The sequence below is a fragment of the Finegoldia sp. P3-F-LR genome, assembly GCF_052932165.1.
Genome location: NZ_JBRFJE010000007.1, coordinates 32,127 through 48,742 on the forward strand (window position 1 = coordinate 32,127; position 16,616 = coordinate 48,742).

Sequence of the window (16,616 nt, forward strand, 5' to 3'; positions counted from 1 at the left end):
GGAGCCCTCTCCTTTCTTATAGTCTATCATCGCTGCCGAATTCTGTAGAATCATCGTCTTCTTCTATCAATTCGACTTCTTCATTATTTTCATCAAGTAATTTAACATCCAAAGATAATGATTGAAGTTCTTTAATTAAAACTTTGAATGATTCTGGAATTCCTGGTTCAGGAATGTTTTCGCCCTTAATAATAGCTTCGTAAGTTTTAACACGACCTACAACATCATCTGATTTTACAGTTAAAATTTCTTGAAGAGTATGAGCTGCACCATATGCTTCTAATGCCCAAACTTCCATTTCTCCAAATCTTTGACCACCAAATTGAGCTTTACCACCCAATGGTTGTTGAGTTACAAGAGAGTATGGTCCAGTTGATCTAGCGTGGATTTTTTCTGCAACCATGTGGTGTAGTTTCAACATATACATGTATCCTACAGTTACTGGGTTGTCGAAGTATTCTCCACTTCTACCATCTCTTAACCAAATCTTTCCTGTCTTTGGATATCCTGCTTCTTCCAAAGCATCTTCTATTTCAATGTCACTTGCACCATCAAATACTGGTGTAGCAACTTTCCAACCTAATTTACTAGCTGCAAGTCCCAAATGAACTTCAAGTACTTGTCCGATGTTCATACGACTTGGTACCCCTAATGGGTTAAGAACTACTTGAACTGGTGTACCATCCGGTAAGTATGGCATGTCTTCTTCTGGCATAATTCTTGAAACGACACCTTTGTTACCGTGACGACCACACATTTTATCCCCAACCATGATTTTTCTCTTAGTAGCCACGTATACTCTAACTACCTTGTTAACACCTGGTGATAATTCATCGCCGTTTGCTCTTGAATAAGTTTTAACATCAACAACAACACCTGATTCGCCATGAGGAACTCTCAATGAAGTGTCTCTTACTTCTCTAGCTTTTTCGCCAAATATAGCTCTCAATAATCTTTCTTCAGCAGATAATTCTGTTTCTCCTTTTGGAGTAACTTTACCAACTAAAATATCTCCTGATTTTACTTCAGCACCAATTCTAATAATTCCTTCATCATCAAGATTCTTTCTCATATCTTCTCCGACATTTGGAATATCTTTAGTGATTTCTTCAGCGCCTAATTTTGTTTCACGAGCTTCTGATTCGTGTTCTTCTATATGAACTGATGTCAATACATCATCAACAACTAATTTTTCGTTTAATAACATCGCATCTTCGTAGTTGTATCCTTCCCAAGTCATGAATGCAATGAGAATGTTCTTACCTAAAGCCATTTCTCCCATGTTTGTACTTGGACCGTCTGCGATTATATCATCAACATCAACCTTGTCCCCTTTATTTACGATAGGTCTTTGGTTGAAAGTTGTACCTTGGTTTGCCTTTTTAAATTTACGAATAGTGTACTTGTCAACTTTTCTATCTTCATCACGAGTTATTTCAATCATATCAGAAGAAACTTTTGTAACTGTACCTTTGTGTTTTGCTTTAACTACTACACCAGAGTCCTTAGCAGCTTTGTGTTCAATTCCAGTACCGATAATTGGTGCTTGAGTTGCCAACAATGGAACTGCTTGTCTTTGCATGTTTGAGCCCATCAATGCACGAGTAGCATCGTCGTTTTCCAAGAAAGGAATCATAGCTGTACCTACAGATACGATTTGTTGCGGACTAACGTCCATGTAGTCGATAAGTTCTCTTGGATAAATATCATTTTCGCCGTTGATACCACGACCAGAAACTCTTTCATTTACAAATCTAGAGTTTTCATCCAATGGTTCGTTCGCTTGTGCAATTATATATTTATCTTCTTCATCAGCTGTCAAATAAACAATATCTTCAGTAACTTCTCCAGTTTCTTTGTCAACACGTCTGTATGGAGTTTCTAAGAATCCATATTCATTAGTAGTAGAATAAGTTGTCATGGAAGTTATAAGACCGATGTTTGGTCCTTCTGGTGTTTCTATTGGACAGATTCTACCATAGTGAGAGTCGTGAACGTCACGAACTTCAACGCCTGCTCTGTCTCTTGACAAACCACCTGGTCCTAAAGCTGACAATCTTCTCTTGTGAGTAAGTTCTGCCAATGGGTTTGTTTGTTCCATGAATTGTGACAACTGACTTGAACCAAAGAACTCTTTGATTGCTGCAGTAACTGGACGAACGTTTATTAATGATTGTGGAGTTGCCAAGTCTGGGTCTTGTGTACTCATTCTTTCTCTTACAACTCTTTCCATTCTTGATAAACCAATTCTAAATTGATTTTGCAACAATTCACCAATAGTTCTTACACGTCTGTTACCTAAATGGTCGATATCATCAGTTGAACCAATTCCAAAGAATAAGTTGAATTCGTAATTAATGGATGCCAAAATATCTGAATGGATTATATGAATTGGAGATAATTGGTGAACATTTTCTTCAATTGCTCTTCTGATTGATTTTTCGTCATCATTTTCTTCCAAGATTTTTTCCATAATAGGATAATAAACTTTTTCTGACAAATTCAAATCAGATAAATCCATATCCAAACCAAAACTATCCAAATCGACAAAGTGGTTACCAATAACACGAACACTTTGACCTTCGTGTCCGATAACATCAACAACATTTATGCCTGCGTTTTCGATTTCGATTGCCATTTCTTCAGTAATCAAATCTCCTGCAGTAGCTAATATTTCTCCTGTTGATGTATCTACAACATCTTCTTTTGCTTTTTGATTAGTAATTCTGTCTCTCAAAGATAATTTTTTATTGAATTTGTAACGTCCTACCTTTGCTAAGTCGTATCTTCTACTGTCGAAGAACATATTATTTATCAAAGGTTCTGCACTTTCTAAAGATGCAGGATCTCCCGGTTTTAATTTCTTATAAATTTCAATTAAAGCACTTTCTCTGTCTTTTGAAATTTCTTTTTCGAGAGTTTTTCTTAAAATTTCAGAATCTCCCATAGCTTCAATTATTTCTTCATCAGTGTCAAATAATAAAGCTCTAAGTAATGTAGTAACAGGTAGTTTTCTAGTTCTGTCGATTCTAATATTCACTACACCACTTGCATCAGTATCCATTTCAAGCCAAGCACCTCTGTTTGGAATAACTGTAGATGCGAAGTTGCTGTTACCTGATTTATCAATTTCTTCGGCGAAGTAAACACCAGGACTTCTTACAAGTTGGCTTACAATTACCCTTTCAGCACCATTGATGATAAATGTACCGCTGTCTGTCATCAAAGGGAAATCACCCATAAAAACTTCTTGTTCTTTTACTTCTTCTGTGTCGGTGTTAATTAATCTTACTTTCACTTTTAACGGGCAAGAATAGTTAGTATCTCTGTCTTTTGCCTCTTGGATTGTATATTTTGGATTTTCCTCAAAATAATAATCCACAAATTCCAAAACAAGACTTCCCGCATAATCTTTTATAGGACTAATATCTTCAAAAACTTCCTTAATACCTTTTTTTACAAACCAATCGAAACTGTCAGTTTGAATACCAATAAGATTTGGAAGTCCCAAAACATTTTTGTTCCTAGAAAAGCTAACTCTGTCCGTTACTCCATACTTTTCAGTATGCATATACTTCACCCCTTATACTATCTTAAACTCCTAAATAATCTACTTTATAGCATAATTATCCATTTTTATACTGTATCTTAGAATTATATAACAACAGTTTTATTTTGTCAATTATTTTTTTTACGAAATTTTGGCTATTTTCTAAAATTTAAAAGAAAAAAACTCACAAAACAAAAAATTCATTTTGTGAGTTAAAATTTATTTCGTAATTTTTATAATTGTTTTCAAAACTCCATCTGTAATTAATTTGAAACAAATGACGGAATCTTCTACTAATCTATAAATCTCCACACTTTCACCTAGTTTAAGTTCTTTCTTATATACAACTTCCACCTTTTTAATTGTGTCATCGTCCAGATAATTTTCAATCCATTCGATATATCTAGCATTGTTTGCGTGATAATTGTAATCTATATCCGTTTTTCTTACAATATATTCGCCACACTTTTTATAATCGCCGTCTAACATTTCCACATCTTTTTCTATTATTTCATAACCATCTTCTCTTCCGTAAATCTCTCCAAGTGTATCGCTTATCCTAATTGGAAGCTTCTTTTCAGGATTTACAAGTAGCCATTTTGTTTTAGCTCTTACAATTAGTTCTCCGTTTTTAAAAACATCGTAGTTACGAAAAGCGTAGAATTTTCTAGTATAAGTGTGGTAAGTTTGTATTGTCAAATCGTCAAATCTTTCAGGCATGTCATGTATATCAACATCCCATTGATATATAATCCAACTCCCATTCAAATCTTTAAGCTCTTCTTTAAGAATTTCTTCCTGTTTAATGGAACATTCAAGCATATAATCGAATAACTTGTTCAATCTTATTTTTGAATTTGTCCCACAAAAAACGTTCATAACTTTCGTATTTAAACTAACTTTCATATTACTCCTCTTTTAAATAGTAACTTTCTCCCATTATAGATTTTTTCTTGGTAATATATCCATCATTGCTAAGTTTATTTAATTTGTCTTCCAATTCACTAACACTCAGTTTTATATTGTGTCTTTCTTCAACAATCTTACAAATCCTAAATAAATCAAGAGTTATTGGAAATACGTTATCTTCTTTCAACATTTTAAATAATTCCATATCCGATTCATTTTTCTTTTGAACATTTATTTCCAGCATTCGATACATTTCATCAAAAGGATTTTTAAATTTCGGTTGTGTAGTGTATGCAAGTCTAATTCTTGCAAATAATGTTTTTCCGATTTGAGCTTGGGAAATGAATACATCACCATTTGATAGATATGGAAGTCTTCGTATTTCTTCAGATGACAAATCAGTTTCTTTTCTGATAACTTCAAGGTCCTTTTCGGTTGAAATTCTAAAAATAAATTTTGTAGACAACTGTGCAATTGTAGTCTGCTCGATTGCGGCCATTCTTTGCGATGCTAATATTAGGAACACTCCGTATTTTCTACCTTCTTGGGCAATCTCTTTAATTATTCTTCTTGTAACAGATATTTGATCGCTGCCACAGAAATTGTGGGCTTCATCAAAAACCATACAAATAATCGGAAAATATTCGTTTGTCATAGCATCTACATATCTTCTTCTTTTTCTGTAACAAGAATTTACTGCGTACGATGCATACAAATTTAGCATCTTTTGCGTACCCTGTATGATAACTGTTTTACCGTCTTTTAATGCTTCGAAAAGTTTTTGTGAAGTGTTCAAAAATATATCTGTGTTCAGTAATCTATTAAATCTCCTGATAACAGCTTGAAGTGAATCCACGTTTACAAGTTGTGAAAATCTTTCATAGTATCCCGTCGTGTCATCTTCCTTATCTGACAAGGTTCTGGATATGGTTGTCAAATAACCCAAAAATGCATTAGCACTCGATTGTGTTATTGCGTCTTTATCAAGGATAGCTTCATAAGCAGATTTCATGGATTCCGTGAGTTCTCCTTGTGTTTCTATCAAACTGATAAGCTCATATCTGTTCAAATCAGGAAAATTAATCCCCAAATCTTCCCCAACTTTTAAAACTTCAAATTTGTCAGAAAAATCAACCCCATAATTTTCAAGCGTTCTATCCTTAAATACCATTTGATTATGTGGATCAAACACTATCGTAGGAACATATTTTTTCATTAATTCTTCAATTACTACTCTCAGCCCGTATGATTTACCAGATCCTGATCCTCCAAAAATACCAATATGCGGATATTCAATCATATTGTAATAATTAAATAAATACACCAATTCTTCTTGGTCGTGGATTTTTTGGTTAGAATCCATGATTTTAAGCAAATTTTTGTATTCTTCAGGACATGTTTTATAAATCTCTTCAGTATTTTTTATAATTCCTATTTCAAGTGATTTGTCAATTATACCAGAATAAAACAAGTGTTTAATCTCATCGAACTTTGGTTTTCTAACTGTAGATCCTGCTTCAATCGCAAATGCTGGATCGTCCATCACTCTGAATTTGTAAATGTATTTGATTCCTTCAGAAATGTTGTATCCTACTGCTTGAAGTTTTAGAATTTGTTCTTTGGTTATATAAGAATCGGCGGTGTTTGACTCCATAAATTCATTAACACTGTGAGTTTCTGTGACTTGACACAAAATATCCCCTTGTTTGATATCTTCCACAATCATATACTCATTGATTCTAAGTCTATCGTATTTACTAGCTACAAAACATTCGATTTGGTCGGTCATTCCGACTACTCTAAAGTCTAAATCATTCATTATATAACTCTTTTACTCCTTTGAGATCTAAATATCGATTGGTACATTTCTGTATCCAAGTATTTCTTCGCCAATATTTCAGCTTGTTTGTTGTCAATCCTAGTTTTCTTGTCTACCAAATCTAACAAAAATGGCACTCCTCTTGTATTTTCATCGGACATCGTAAGCACAAAAGAAATTATTTCATCAAAATCATCCATGTTTTGTGAAGGAATGTCGATAGCTATTACACAAGGATCCTTGGAAGTTCTGATGAAAGCTTGTTCTATATTGTACTCTTCTTTTCTGGATTTATGGTTTTTTACGACAAACCCTTCATCCATATCCAATGCATTGAACAAAGCTTCCCTGTCGAAAAGCATCCCCACATAATTATCATTTTCGTTAAAAGTGTTCATGATAATCTTCGTGCTGATTTCCTCGACAACTCCAACTAACAAAACACCTTTCATATCACAAAGTTTCACCAAATCTTCATATAAATCTTCCGCTTCAAGGCTATATCTCATTAAAGTTCCATCCATCATAAGTATTTTGATGTCGTGATGTGAAACTGCTTCAATCGCTACAGCAAGTTCTGTCGCACACAATTTTTCTTTTGAGATTTGGAATTGATCACGTTCCGAATATTCATCCACCAACGGACACAAAATATCCGCCTTAACCAAAGGTTCTTGATCAGAACTTAGAAGAGCCATAGACTGAAAAAACTCCACATAGTTTGGATAATTTGCCCCGATTCTATTAACTGAGCCATCTACGACGCAAATACTACCTGATTCTTTAATTTCTTTTAACTTATTAACATCAAATCTATCATAAACTTTGATGTTCCCAATCTCATTTGTAACTAAATTTCTTACATCTTTTCTGTTTAATCGAGAGACATTTTTTCTATTTTTAAGTCTCTCATTTAAATGAGAGACTTCATCCATCAAATCTTTTGAAATCATAATTCTAAGCTCTCTTTGTAGACATCATTTTTCTTCAAACCGTACACATCGCTGACGATTTTCACTGCTTGTTTTTTTGACATTCCATCATTGATGAGTTCTGTAAGTTTTTCTTTTACATCTATATCTTCATCTTCTTCAATGAGTTTGTCGATTACAATTACAAATTCACCTTTTACAGTTTCGTTTTTTAACATTTCGATAACTTCAGCACAAGTCCCTTTCATAACGGACTCGTGAATTTTCGTTAGTTCTCTTAAAACACAAATCTTTCTATCTTCCAAAAACTCACTGAGTTCTTGCACTGTCGCCTCAATTCTATGAACTGATTCGTATATTATTGTGGTCATAGTCGCGTTTTTGATTTGTTCGTAAAACTTATTTTTGTCAGCGTTTTTCCTAGGTACGAATCCTAAGAATGCAAATTGCAAACTATCGAATCCACTTCTCACCAAAGCAGTAATTGCAGCACTTGCACCTGGCAGCACTTCAATATCGACATCACGATCAATAGCTTTTTCCAATAAAATTTGTCCCGGATCACTGATAGAAGGCATCCCCGCATCACTTACTACCGCACAATTTATATTTTCCAATAAAATTTTGTCGATAATTTCTTCTGATCTGCTTTGTTCGTTATGTTTGTGATAACTTACAAGAGGCGTTTTGATGTCGTAATAATTCAGTAATTTCGATGTATTTCTGGTATCTTCGCAATAAATCACATCCACATTCTTCAAAACGTCCAACGACCTCAAAGTCATATCTGCCAAGTTTCCAATTGGAGTAGGCACGACGTAAATTTTAGACTTTTGTAATTCCATATATATTCATCACTTCTTCCGTGTAGTCTTCACCATCGTAAATAATCAGATTTTTCTCAAAAGTCAAGAAAGGTTTCTGATTTTTCACAAATTGTATCATGACAAGATTGGGCTTATCATTAATTCTCGATTGCACAAACCTAATTCTCTTTGCTTCCATATTATATTTTCTTGCAATACTTAATAAATCGACCAATCTCTCACATCTATTTATCATAAACAAAGACCTGTTTGATTTGAGCTTTAACTTAGCAAATTCAAATAAATCTTCCAATTTCATCTCATTATCGTATCTCGATGTGTGAAAATTAGTATTTTTATTAGAAATACCATGACCATTTTTTTGATAAGGAGGGTTAACTATTATATTGTCGATTGAATCGTTTTTGATGTAGACATTTTTAAAATCATCATTGATAATATCGACATTTTCCAAATTATTAATCGTGATTGTTTCAACCAACATATCTGCAACATCTTTTTGAATTTCAATTCCGATGCATTTTGACAAATTATACATTGCATTACATCTCAACATCAATATTCCCGTCCCACAGCCAATATCAATTAGATTGGTGCCTTTTTTCATTTTTGCAAAATCTGTGAGTAAAATGGAATCAATCGTAAAAGAAAATTTCTCATCATCAGCAATTATTTTTAAATCTGTTTTTGGTATAAAATGTTCTCTTTTCATATTAAAAAAATAGACCACTCAAAAATGAGTAGTCTAATTCTCCCCTAAAATTAGCAGTCTTGATGTGGAGCATCTACTGGACATACGTCAGCACAAGAACCACAATCGATACATGCGTCTTGATCAATTGTATAAATGTCCCCTTCAGAAATACAATCTACTGGACATTCAGGTTTACATTGTCCGCAAGCGATACAATCGTCAGAAATTTTATAAGCCATATTGCTTTACCCCCTTGTAATTTTAGAGCGTATTATGTATTTATGCTCTACAATCATTATTACACACTATTAGAATAAATGCAAGTGTTTAATGACATTTATGATTACATCCACCGCACTTATTAAAATCGATTAGTTCGTCTACATTTACTTGAATTAATTCTTCTGTTTCATCCTCTGTCATCACTTTTACTTTCACAGATTCCAAAAGAGTATTAGTTTCAGTCACAACTCCTTCGCCCATCTCAGTAGTAACTTTTTGACCAACGTGTGGCATTTTCTTTAATTTGCACTCATAGCCTTCTTGCTCATAATTCAAACAACACATAAGTCTTCCACAAAGTCCACTGATTTTTGAAGGATTGAGAGATAATGATTGGTCTTTTGCCATTTTGATACTAACTGGATTGAAATTTCTCATATATCTGTTGCAGCAGCATCTTTGACCACAAGGACCAATTCCTCCTGCAATCTTTGCTTGATCTCTCACTCCAATTTGTCTCAATTCTATTCTGATTCTGAAAATTCTCGCTAATTCTTTTACTAATTCCCTAAAATCAACTCTTTCATCTGAAGTAAAATAAAAAATAACCTTATTGTTATCAAATGTATATTCACAGTCCACTAATTTCATATCCAAGCCGAATTCTTTTACCTTTTCTTTGCAGACTTCGATAGATTCCTTAGCTTTCTTCTTATTTTCCATATAAATATAATCATCTGCACTATCGGCCAATCTTATAATTGGTTTAAGATCAGACGATAATTCTTTTTCATTAATTTCAAAATTTTCTTTTACAACAACCCCATACTCAATACCACGAGCAGTCTCTACAATTACATGATCTCCTAGTTTATATTGAAGATTATTGGAGTCGAAGTAATACACTTTACCAGCTTGTCTAAAACTAACACCAGTTGCATCAAGCATAGTTTTCCTCCATTATATACAATAAAAGCTCTTCCATAGAAAGCTCAAAATTCGCATTAACTTTAAAATATCCTCTTACAGACTCAATCTTGTCCAAAGTATCCACGATAATTCTCTCATTAGCATTTGGATATTTCTTGTACAATTTCACAAAATCTTTATTCAAAGAAGACTCGTCCTTAGTCTTCACAAATTTCAAAAACGACGAATAAAACTCCATCAAAAAATCAAACAATACATCTGTGTCTTTTTGAAAATCTGACAAATATTCCTTAGAATCTAACATTGTAAGAAGATTTTGCCCCATAGATTTATCCAAAATGTCCAAAGCTATCGTATAATCAAATTCTTCATTTTCTTTTTCACTTAGATAATTAATTACTTGGCATCTGGAAATAATAGTTTTGAGAAGTTTATTCTTATTGTCTGTAAGTAATATAAAATACACAAAAGGCTTTGGCTCTTCCAAATTTTTTAAAAGAGCGTTAGAAGCCTCTGTCCTCATCAAATCAGCCTGTTTTATCAACACGACCTTGTTATTAGATTCAAAAGGCTTTGTGGATACAAATTTTGAAATATCTCTGATTTTGTCTATGGTTATAGAATTTTTCTCAGGTTCTATAACCAACAGATCGGATAACTTATCTCTGTCAAACTTCAACTTCAAATTTGAATTACTAACAAGTAAATTGTATATCAAAGCCTCAGCATCATAATTTATTTCGCTTAAATTCTCACCATATAGTAAATATTGGTTAGAAATTTTATTATTCTTGACTTGATTTATCAAAGTTTTGTTTTTCGGTAACATTAAAACTTTTTAAAATCCTCTAAATCCATAACGAAAATATTAGCCTTTGATTCATTATCAGACTCAATATCATTTTCGTCACATACTTTTTTAATCAAATCTAAAATAGATTGTTCTTTTTCCACATCAGTACCTATCAACATTGTAGTATTTCCTTTTTTCAAAAAACCACCTGTTGATGATAATTTAGTAGAAGAAATTTTGTTCTCCAACAATTCTTTTGAAAGAATATGGCTCAAGTCATCTTCCATAATTACAACTATAAGTTTCATAAAATCACCTAAAATCTCAAATACTTATCTACTTCTAGTAAAAATACAGTAGCTCCACCTACCATAACCTCTACAGGATATGATATGTAGTTAGTTCCTGGCATACTAACAGAAAGCATTGAAGTTGTAGTTTCTCTTGATTTGCAATCATTTTCAATGATTTCCAAACATTTATCTACATTTTCATCTTCAGTACCTATTAACAAAGTGCTGTTTCCTGTCTTCAAAAATCCGCCAGTTGAAGCCAACTTTGTAATTCTAAAACCAGCTTCAGTAAGATCTGCATTTAAATTATATACATCTTGATCTTGAACAATTGCAACAACTAGTTTCATAAAACATTTCTCCTTTTTAAAACTTTTATACATTGATTAAATACGTCTTCTACAGATTGAGTTGCATCAATAATTTCTATATTCTTTTCAGAATTTAGAATCTCTTTATATCCATTATATACCCTTTCATGGAAATTATTACCCTCTTTTTCAAGTCTATCTGCTGTATCCAAGGAAGATTTTCTCTTCAAAGTAGTAATAGGATCAACATCGAAAAACAAAACGAAATCAGGAAACACTCCATTTATACCAAATTCATTAATTTTTCTAACATTTTCAATTCCCAAATCTCTTCCTACACCTTGGTATGCAAGGGAAGATATAAGAAATCTATCACACAAAACAATTTTATTCTCGTTTAATGCAGGTAGAATTGTTTCTTCAACATGTTGTGCCCTAGAAGCTGCATATAACAAGGCTTCTGTTCTATAACCCATTTCGGTGTTTTCAGTATCAAGTATCAAATTCCTGATCTTTTCAGCAATGGGACTTCCACCAGGCTCTCTAGTTTTAATTACATCGTAATTATTCTCGATTAAATAATCGTAAACTTTTTGAATTATGGTTGATTTCCCACTGCCGTCAGGACCTTCAAAAGTAATAAACATAATTTATCCTATAAAAAAAGCGAGTTAACTCGCTTTATTTTTTCTATTTATTATTCTGCGTCTTCTTCTTCAGTTTCACCAACTGTTGGAACATCTGCAGATACTTCTTCATCTTCATCATCAATTACTTCTTCTTTTGGTTCAGATAATGAACATACTGCTTCAGTTTCGTCTTCAAGAACTGTTATGTCAGCATTTTTGAATACATCCAAATCCTTTACTTCGAAAGTATCGCCAATTTGCATATCAATAACTGATACAACAGCTTCGTTTGGTAAGTTCTTTGGTAAACATTCGATTTCGATTTCGTCCAAGAATTGCATTAATACAGATGGTTGAACTCTGATTTCATCTCTTCCTTCTAATACAACTGGAATAGTAAAGTTTGCAACTTCTCCCATTTTGATTGCTTTGAAATCAACGTGAACATATTGATTTTTAAATGGATGCTTTTGAACTTCTCTTATAATTACAGTGTGATCTTCACCATCAACTTTAACATCGATTAAACTTGAAGTTCCTGCCATTAAGTGAACTTTTCTTAACTCTTTTTCATCAACACATACATTAATTGGTTCTAAGTCTTTTCCGTAAATAACTCCTGGAACCATTTCTTTTACTCTTAATTTTCTAACTGCATTAGAGCCAACTTTGTCTCTTTTTTGCATATCTAATTTATAGTTAGTCATTTATTTTCCTCCTAAGTAATCTAAAATCTCTATTAATTATACCAAATAAGTGATTTCTTCGCAACAAATTTAATATTTTAGTTGATAATTTCTTACTAGACAACAAAGTAATATAAGAATAAAACAACCAATCCCGGAACTCCAAAAATACCGACAATCAACATATCAATCAAATTATATGGAATATGCATATTAAAAAAACTTAAGAAAATATTTAAAATAAAAATTCCTACAAAACCAGAAAGTGCATGCATCCCCAATTTAAAAGAAATCTTAAAGAATAACGCCAAAATCGCAACGCTAATTAATACAATAATAATTGTAGCTGTGCTCATTAAAATCAACTCCTCTTGTTTATTTAAATAATTTTTTGGGTATAAACCATTTGAATGAAAATGAAATTATAAGGAGGTCTATAACATGGACAAAAGACAAGAAACAACATTTGGAAACAACCCTGTGACTTTATTAGGAACTAAAGTAAACGTAGGAGATAAAGCGCAAGATTTCACTTGCTTAAATGCAGAATTAAAACCAGTAAAATTATCTGATTATGACGGAAAGAAAAAATTAATTTCTGTAGTACCATCAATTGATACTGGTGTTTGCGAATTCCAAACTAAAGAATTCAACAAAAAAGCTAGTGAATTTGACAACACAATTATATTTACAATTAGCTGTGATTTACCATTTGCACAATCAAGATTCTGTGCAGCTGAAGGAATCGACAACCTATTAGTCCTAAGCGATCACAAAGATTTAGATTTTGGTTTGAAGTATGGTTTCGTTATGGAAGAATTCCGTCTTCTTAACAGAGGTATTGTAATTTTAGATGAAAACAACGAAGTTAAATACGTTGAATACGTAAAAGAAAATACAAATCACCCTGATTACGATAAAGCTATAGAAGCCTTAAAATCACTTTAATAAATTATATCATACAAAAAATTGATAATACTTTCGAAAAGTATACAAAATATTAAAGATTAATAAACAAAAATCTCGTAACCAATTTTGTACTGCCCCCTTATTTCCGTGTCCGGATTTAAAGAGGCATTACATTTGTCGATTACGAGATTTTTTTATTTAAATTATATTTTGTATTTATTCATATTTCTACCGGCAATCATAACCGTTGATAAATTGTGAAGGAGTGCCGATGAAGTATTGGTCAATATTCCCATAACTCCTAATATTATCAAAGTTGAATTGAATCCTACGATTTGTCTATAATCAGAATCAATTCTATTTTTCATAGCTTTTGATAATTTTACAACATCAACAAGCCCTTCTAAGCTGTCTGATCCAATCGAAATATCCGAGATTTCCTTCGCAATATCTGCTCCTTGATGCATTGAAATTCCCACATCTGCGCTAGATAATGCAACAGAATCGTTAATACCATCGCCAATCATTACAACCTTATTTCCCTTTTCTTTTTCTTGCAAGATATAGTTTTGCTTATCTTCAGGTAAAACTTGTGATTGATAATAATCCAAATCCAATAGTGAAGCAACACTGTGAGCAGAATTTTCTGCATCGCCAGTTAACATCGTGATGTTTTTAAACGACAAATCTCTCAATGATTTTACAACATCACAAGCCTCATCTCTTAGAGGATCTTCAATACAAATTACAGCGATTAATCTACCGGCAAATGCCAAGTACAATAGCGAATAATCTTCTTTTAATTTATCTATAATTTGTTTTGTTTCATCATTAATTTTTATTCCCTCATCATCAAGAATAAAATGTTCAGATCCAATCAAGGCATCCTTGTCAACAATCTTAGTTCTGATTCCGTGAGCAACAATGTACTCTGGTTTAGAGTGCATTTCTTCGTGCTTCAAATTTTTATGCTTTGCGTGTTCAACCACGGCTTTAGCAATCGAATGTGGGAAATGTTCTTCCAGACAAGCCGCTATTCTTAAGCACTCATTTTCCGAAATTTTATCGAGAGCTATTACTTTTGCTACTCTTGGCTCAGATTTTGTCAACGTACCAGTTTTGTCAAACACGATTGTATTTGCTTCAGACAAGTTTTCCAAATATTTTCCGCCCTTTACAAGGATTTTTTCTTCAGATGCTTGACTAATCGCCTTCATTACGGCAATTGGAATAGTTAATTTTAATGCACATGAGAAATCCACCATTAAGAAGGACTTAGCTTTTTGAAGATTTCTTGTGAATAAATAAGTCAATGCTGTGCCTATAAATGAATACTTCACAAGACTATCAGCCGTGTTCTCAGCTTTCTTTTGAGCGAGTGACTTGTTCTTTTCACTTTCTGAAATCAAACTTATAATATGAGATAATCTTGAATCATCGTGTTTTTTTGCCGTTTCGATTAGAATAGAACCTTCTTCAATTGCAGTTCCAGCTAACACAACACTACCCGACGTTTTCTTGACAGGATTTGATTCTCCGGTGAATGAAGATTCGTTTACCATTGCAACACCTTTGATGACTTTACCATCAACAGGAATACTATTACCCATTTCAACTTCGACAATATCTCCAATCTCAACATCTTTAATATTTTTAATGATTTTTTCGTCATTTTCAACGACAAATACATTATCTATATTCAATGCCAAAGAATGTGCCAAGTTTTCTTGAGATTTTTTCATTGTGTAATCTTCTATTTCTTCACCTAATCCTAACAAGAACATAATATTTGCAGCATCTGCAAACTGTCTTGTTGCAAGAGATACAGAAATAGCTGTTGCATCCAACAATTCAACATTTAGTTTTCTATTGAGTAAAGATTTAATTCCATTTTTTATAAACGGATAAGCTCTAAAGAACAATGCAACTGTTCCTATTGGAGCAGGAAGCATATATTTGAAAAAGATTCTTCGATACATCGCATTTCTCAGAATATTAAACAAATCATTTTCTGATTGTGCTTGAAAATCTACATTATCTATTGATGTATTCTCAATTGTATCTATATCTAAATCAAGAATAAACTTCGCCAATTTCGAAACACAGTTTTCATCATAACTAACAGTAATAGAATTAGTAAGAAGTGAAATCTTACATGATCTCACTCCACTAACTTCTTCTATACAATATTTGAGTTTATTAAGATTTTCTTTTTTTAAATCATCCTCATAAACAAAACGGCATCTGCCCTTTATTCTGTGGGCTATTGACGCTCTCATTATTTATTTTCTTCCTCTTTTTTATCTTCAACTTTTTCTTCAGTTTTTTCTTCTTGTTCTTCAGCTACTTTTTCGATGTCCATTTCATCGTTTTTCTTAGCTTCTTCTTTTTCTTCTCTTTCTTTTACATCTTTTGCTTCTGCAATAACATCTTCTGCAGAAACTCTAATATTTTCAACAGTTTTATCGATAGATTCTTTAACTTTTAATCCTCCAACAACTGTACTAACAGCAGCTTTTTTAGCTAGCTTTGAATTTAAAACTTTTCCACCAATAGCTCCTGCTATTATTCCTGCACCTACGCTAATTATTTTTTTGTTTATCATATTATACCTCCATAATTTTATAACTTAAAATATTTGTAAGTTTTTACATAAAATTTACAATTTCTTTATATTCTATCTCACCATTATTATACAATTTTTTTCTTAAAAATATAAGTGTTTTCTTCGATTTTTTACTTTTTAAAAAGAACTAATCTATTTGTCCTAGATTAGTTCTCATTTGTTTATATTTGATTTGTTATTTTAGCATATCCAAGATATATTCTTTTTCAACCATACCTACAGTAGATTTTATGATTTCTCCATCTTCAAATACCAAAATTGTAGGAATACTCATTACTTTGTATTTTCTAGAAATTTCTTGTGCTCCATCTACATTTAGTTTGCAGATTTTGATGTTTTCGTCTTTGTTTTCTTCATCAATTTCTTCAATTATTGGAGCGAGTCCTTGGCATGGTCCACACCAATCCGCATAGAAATCTACCAAAATTTTACCTTTTGCTTGAATTACTTCTTCATCAAAGTTTTCATTGTTTAAATAAATCATAT

At 32.4% G+C, this 16,616-nt stretch carries 18 protein-coding genes; 1 reads left to right on the plus strand and 17 read right to left on the minus strand.

Translation table 11 applies throughout. From position 1 onward, the window contains the following. Window positions 1-16: 16 nt before the first annotated feature. The 14 genes from rpoB to ACU68U_RS04095 form a co-directional block, all read right to left on the minus strand. Window positions 17-3,571, minus strand: a complete 3,555-nt coding sequence (rpoB, locus tag ACU68U_RS04030) for a DNA-directed RNA polymerase subunit beta (protein ID WP_154272221.1) — start codon at window positions 3,569-3,571, stop codon at window positions 17-19. A gap of 198 nt (window positions 3,572-3,769) precedes the next feature. Next, window positions 3,770-4,456, minus strand: coding sequence for an acyl-[acyl-carrier-protein] thioesterase (locus ACU68U_RS04035; protein ID WP_094205991.1), 687 nt, complete (start codon window positions 4,454-4,456; stop codon window positions 3,770-3,772). Window position 4,457: 1 nt separating this feature from the next. Continuing rightward, complete coding sequence (locus ACU68U_RS04040) at window positions 4,458-6,278, minus strand: ATP-binding protein (protein WP_446762804.1); 1,821 nt, start codon at window positions 6,276-6,278, stop codon at window positions 4,458-4,460. Beyond that, window positions 6,278-7,231, minus strand: a complete 954-nt coding sequence (locus tag ACU68U_RS04045; RefSeq protein WP_154272223.1) for a DNA double-strand break repair nuclease NurA — start codon at window positions 7,229-7,231, stop codon at window positions 6,278-6,280. Before ACU68U_RS04045 ends, ACU68U_RS04040 begins: the two co-directional genes overlap by 1 nt. Next, a complete protein-coding gene (rsmI, locus tag ACU68U_RS04050; protein WP_094205994.1) occupies window positions 7,228-8,055 on the minus strand; it encodes a 16S rRNA (cytidine(1402)-2'-O)-methyltransferase in 828 nt (275 codons plus the stop codon). Before rsmI ends, ACU68U_RS04045 begins: the two co-directional genes overlap by 4 nt. Beyond that, window positions 8,036-8,749 (minus strand): tRNA1(Val) (adenine(37)-N6)-methyltransferase, encoded by a 714-nt coding sequence (locus ACU68U_RS04055; RefSeq protein ID WP_094206016.1) that lies wholly within the window; start codon window positions 8,747-8,749, stop codon window positions 8,036-8,038. The genes rsmI and ACU68U_RS04055 overlap by 20 nt, the downstream gene beginning before the upstream one ends. Before the next feature lie 50 nt (window positions 8,750-8,799). Beyond that, complete coding sequence (locus ACU68U_RS04060; RefSeq protein WP_002835022.1) at window positions 8,800-8,970, minus strand: DUF362 domain-containing protein; 171 nt, start codon at window positions 8,968-8,970, stop codon at window positions 8,800-8,802. An 88-nt stretch (window positions 8,971-9,058) separates the two neighbouring features. Next, window positions 9,059-9,901 carry a PSP1 domain-containing protein gene (locus tag ACU68U_RS04065; protein WP_154272224.1) on the minus strand — a complete coding sequence of 281 codons (843 nt, stop codon included), beginning with the start codon at window positions 9,899-9,901 and terminating at the stop codon, window positions 9,059-9,061. After that, complete coding sequence (locus ACU68U_RS04070) at window positions 9,894-10,712, minus strand: DNA polymerase III subunit delta (RefSeq protein WP_446762805.1); 819 nt, start codon at window positions 10,710-10,712, stop codon at window positions 9,894-9,896. The genes ACU68U_RS04065 and ACU68U_RS04070 overlap by 8 nt, the downstream gene beginning before the upstream one ends. After that, on the minus strand, window positions 10,712-10,984 hold the full coding sequence (locus tag ACU68U_RS04075) for a cyclic-di-AMP receptor (protein ID WP_002835026.1): 273 nt from the start codon (window positions 10,982-10,984) through the stop codon (window positions 10,712-10,714). The genes ACU68U_RS04070 and ACU68U_RS04075 overlap by 1 nt, the downstream gene beginning before the upstream one ends. An 8-nt stretch (window positions 10,985-10,992) precedes the next feature. Further along, window positions 10,993-11,319 (minus strand): cyclic-di-AMP receptor, encoded by a 327-nt coding sequence (locus ACU68U_RS04080; RefSeq protein WP_002837271.1) that lies wholly within the window; start codon window positions 11,317-11,319, stop codon window positions 10,993-10,995. Beyond that, entirely contained in the window at window positions 11,316-11,927 is a 612-nt protein-coding gene (gene tmk / locus ACU68U_RS04085; protein WP_094207381.1) for a dTMP kinase, read from the minus strand. The genes ACU68U_RS04080 and tmk overlap by 4 nt, the downstream gene beginning before the upstream one ends. A 50-nt stretch (window positions 11,928-11,977) precedes the next feature. Further along, window positions 11,978-12,616, minus strand: a complete 639-nt coding sequence (locus tag ACU68U_RS04090) for a 50S ribosomal protein L25 (protein WP_094207382.1) — start codon at window positions 12,614-12,616, stop codon at window positions 11,978-11,980. Window positions 12,617-12,711: 95 nt separating this feature from the next. Then, window positions 12,712-12,951 carry a pro-sigmaK processing inhibitor BofA family protein gene (locus tag ACU68U_RS04095; RefSeq protein ID WP_094207383.1) on the minus strand — a complete coding sequence of 80 codons (240 nt, stop codon included), beginning with the start codon at window positions 12,949-12,951 and terminating at the stop codon, window positions 12,712-12,714. Between the two features lie 85 nt (window positions 12,952-13,036). Here ACU68U_RS04095 and tpx point away from each other — a divergent pair, with 85 nt between their 5' ends. Next, complete coding sequence (gene tpx, locus ACU68U_RS04100; protein ID WP_094206001.1) at window positions 13,037-13,543, plus strand: thiol peroxidase; 507 nt, start codon at window positions 13,037-13,039, stop codon at window positions 13,541-13,543. A 164-nt stretch (window positions 13,544-13,707) separates the two neighbouring features. On the opposite strand, the gene ACU68U_RS04105 is transcribed toward tpx, so the two are convergent. The 3 genes from ACU68U_RS04105 to trxA form a co-directional block, all read right to left on the minus strand. Beyond that, the gene (locus tag ACU68U_RS04105; protein WP_094207384.1) at window positions 13,708-15,783 is read right to left on the minus strand and encodes a heavy metal translocating P-type ATPase; all 2,076 of its coding nucleotides are present in this window, start codon (window positions 15,781-15,783) and stop codon (window positions 13,708-13,710) included. Continuing rightward, entirely contained in the window at window positions 15,783-16,109 is a 327-nt protein-coding gene (locus ACU68U_RS04110; RefSeq protein WP_094207385.1) for a DUF6110 family protein, read from the minus strand. Before ACU68U_RS04110 ends, ACU68U_RS04105 begins: the two co-directional genes overlap by 1 nt. A 196-nt stretch (window positions 16,110-16,305) precedes the next feature. Beyond that, the gene (gene trxA, locus ACU68U_RS04115) at window positions 16,306-16,614 is read right to left on the minus strand and encodes a thioredoxin (protein ID WP_002835037.1); all 309 of its coding nucleotides are present in this window, start codon (window positions 16,612-16,614) and stop codon (window positions 16,306-16,308) included. Between the last annotated feature and the right edge of the window lie 2 nt (window positions 16,615-16,616).

Excerpts from the sequence above, each read along its gene's own strand:
- rpoB (WP_154272221.1), bottom strand. The coding sequence starts at position 3,571 with ATGCATACTGAAAAGTATGGAGTAACGGACAGAGTTAGCTTTTCTAGG.
- ACU68U_RS04035 (WP_094205991.1), bottom strand. The coding sequence starts at position 4,456 with ATGAAAGTTAGTTTAAATACGAAAGTTATGAACGTTTTTTGTGGGACA.
- ACU68U_RS04040 (WP_446762804.1), bottom strand. The coding sequence starts at position 6,278 with ATGAATGATTTAGACTTTAGAGTAGTCGGAATGACCGACCAAATCGAA.
- ACU68U_RS04045 (WP_154272223.1), bottom strand. The coding sequence starts at position 7,231 with ATGATTTCAAAAGATTTGATGGATGAAGTCTCTCATTTAAATGAGAGA.
- rsmI (WP_094205994.1), bottom strand. The coding sequence starts at position 8,055 with ATGGAATTACAAAAGTCTAAAATTTACGTCGTGCCTACTCCAATTGGA.
- ACU68U_RS04055 (WP_094206016.1), bottom strand. The coding sequence starts at position 8,749 with ATGAAAAGAGAACATTTTATACCAAAAACAGATTTAAAAATAATTGCT.
- ACU68U_RS04060 (WP_002835022.1), bottom strand. The coding sequence starts at position 8,970 with ATGGCTTATAAAATTTCTGACGATTGTATCGCTTGCGGACAATGTAAA.
- ACU68U_RS04065 (WP_154272224.1), bottom strand. The coding sequence starts at position 9,901 with ATGCTTGATGCAACTGGTGTTAGTTTTAGACAAGCTGGTAAAGTGTAT.
- ACU68U_RS04070 (WP_446762805.1), bottom strand. The coding sequence starts at position 10,712 with ATGTTACCGAAAAACAAAACTTTGATAAATCAAGTCAAGAATAATAAA.
- ACU68U_RS04075 (WP_002835026.1), bottom strand. The coding sequence starts at position 10,984 with ATGAAACTTATAGTTGTAATTATGGAAGATGACTTGAGCCATATTCTT.
- ACU68U_RS04080 (WP_002837271.1), bottom strand. The coding sequence starts at position 11,319 with ATGAAACTAGTTGTTGCAATTGTTCAAGATCAAGATGTATATAATTTA.
- tmk (WP_094207381.1), bottom strand. The coding sequence starts at position 11,927 with ATGTTTATTACTTTTGAAGGTCCTGACGGCAGTGGGAAATCAACCATA.
- ACU68U_RS04090 (WP_094207382.1), bottom strand. The coding sequence starts at position 12,616 with ATGACTAACTATAAATTAGATATGCAAAAAAGAGACAAAGTTGGCTCT.
- ACU68U_RS04095 (WP_094207383.1), bottom strand. The coding sequence starts at position 12,951 with ATGAGCACAGCTACAATTATTATTGTATTAATTAGCGTTGCGATTTTG.
- tpx (WP_094206001.1), top strand. The coding sequence starts at position 13,037 with ATGGACAAAAGACAAGAAACAACATTTGGAAACAACCCTGTGACTTTA.
- ACU68U_RS04105 (WP_094207384.1), bottom strand. The coding sequence starts at position 15,783 with ATGAGAGCGTCAATAGCCCACAGAATAAAGGGCAGATGCCGTTTTGTT.
- ACU68U_RS04110 (WP_094207385.1), bottom strand. The coding sequence starts at position 16,109 with ATGATAAACAAAAAAATAATTAGCGTAGGTGCAGGAATAATAGCAGGA.
- trxA (WP_002835037.1), bottom strand. The coding sequence starts at position 16,614 with ATGATTTATTTAAACAATGAAAACTTTGATGAAGAAGTAATTCAAGCA.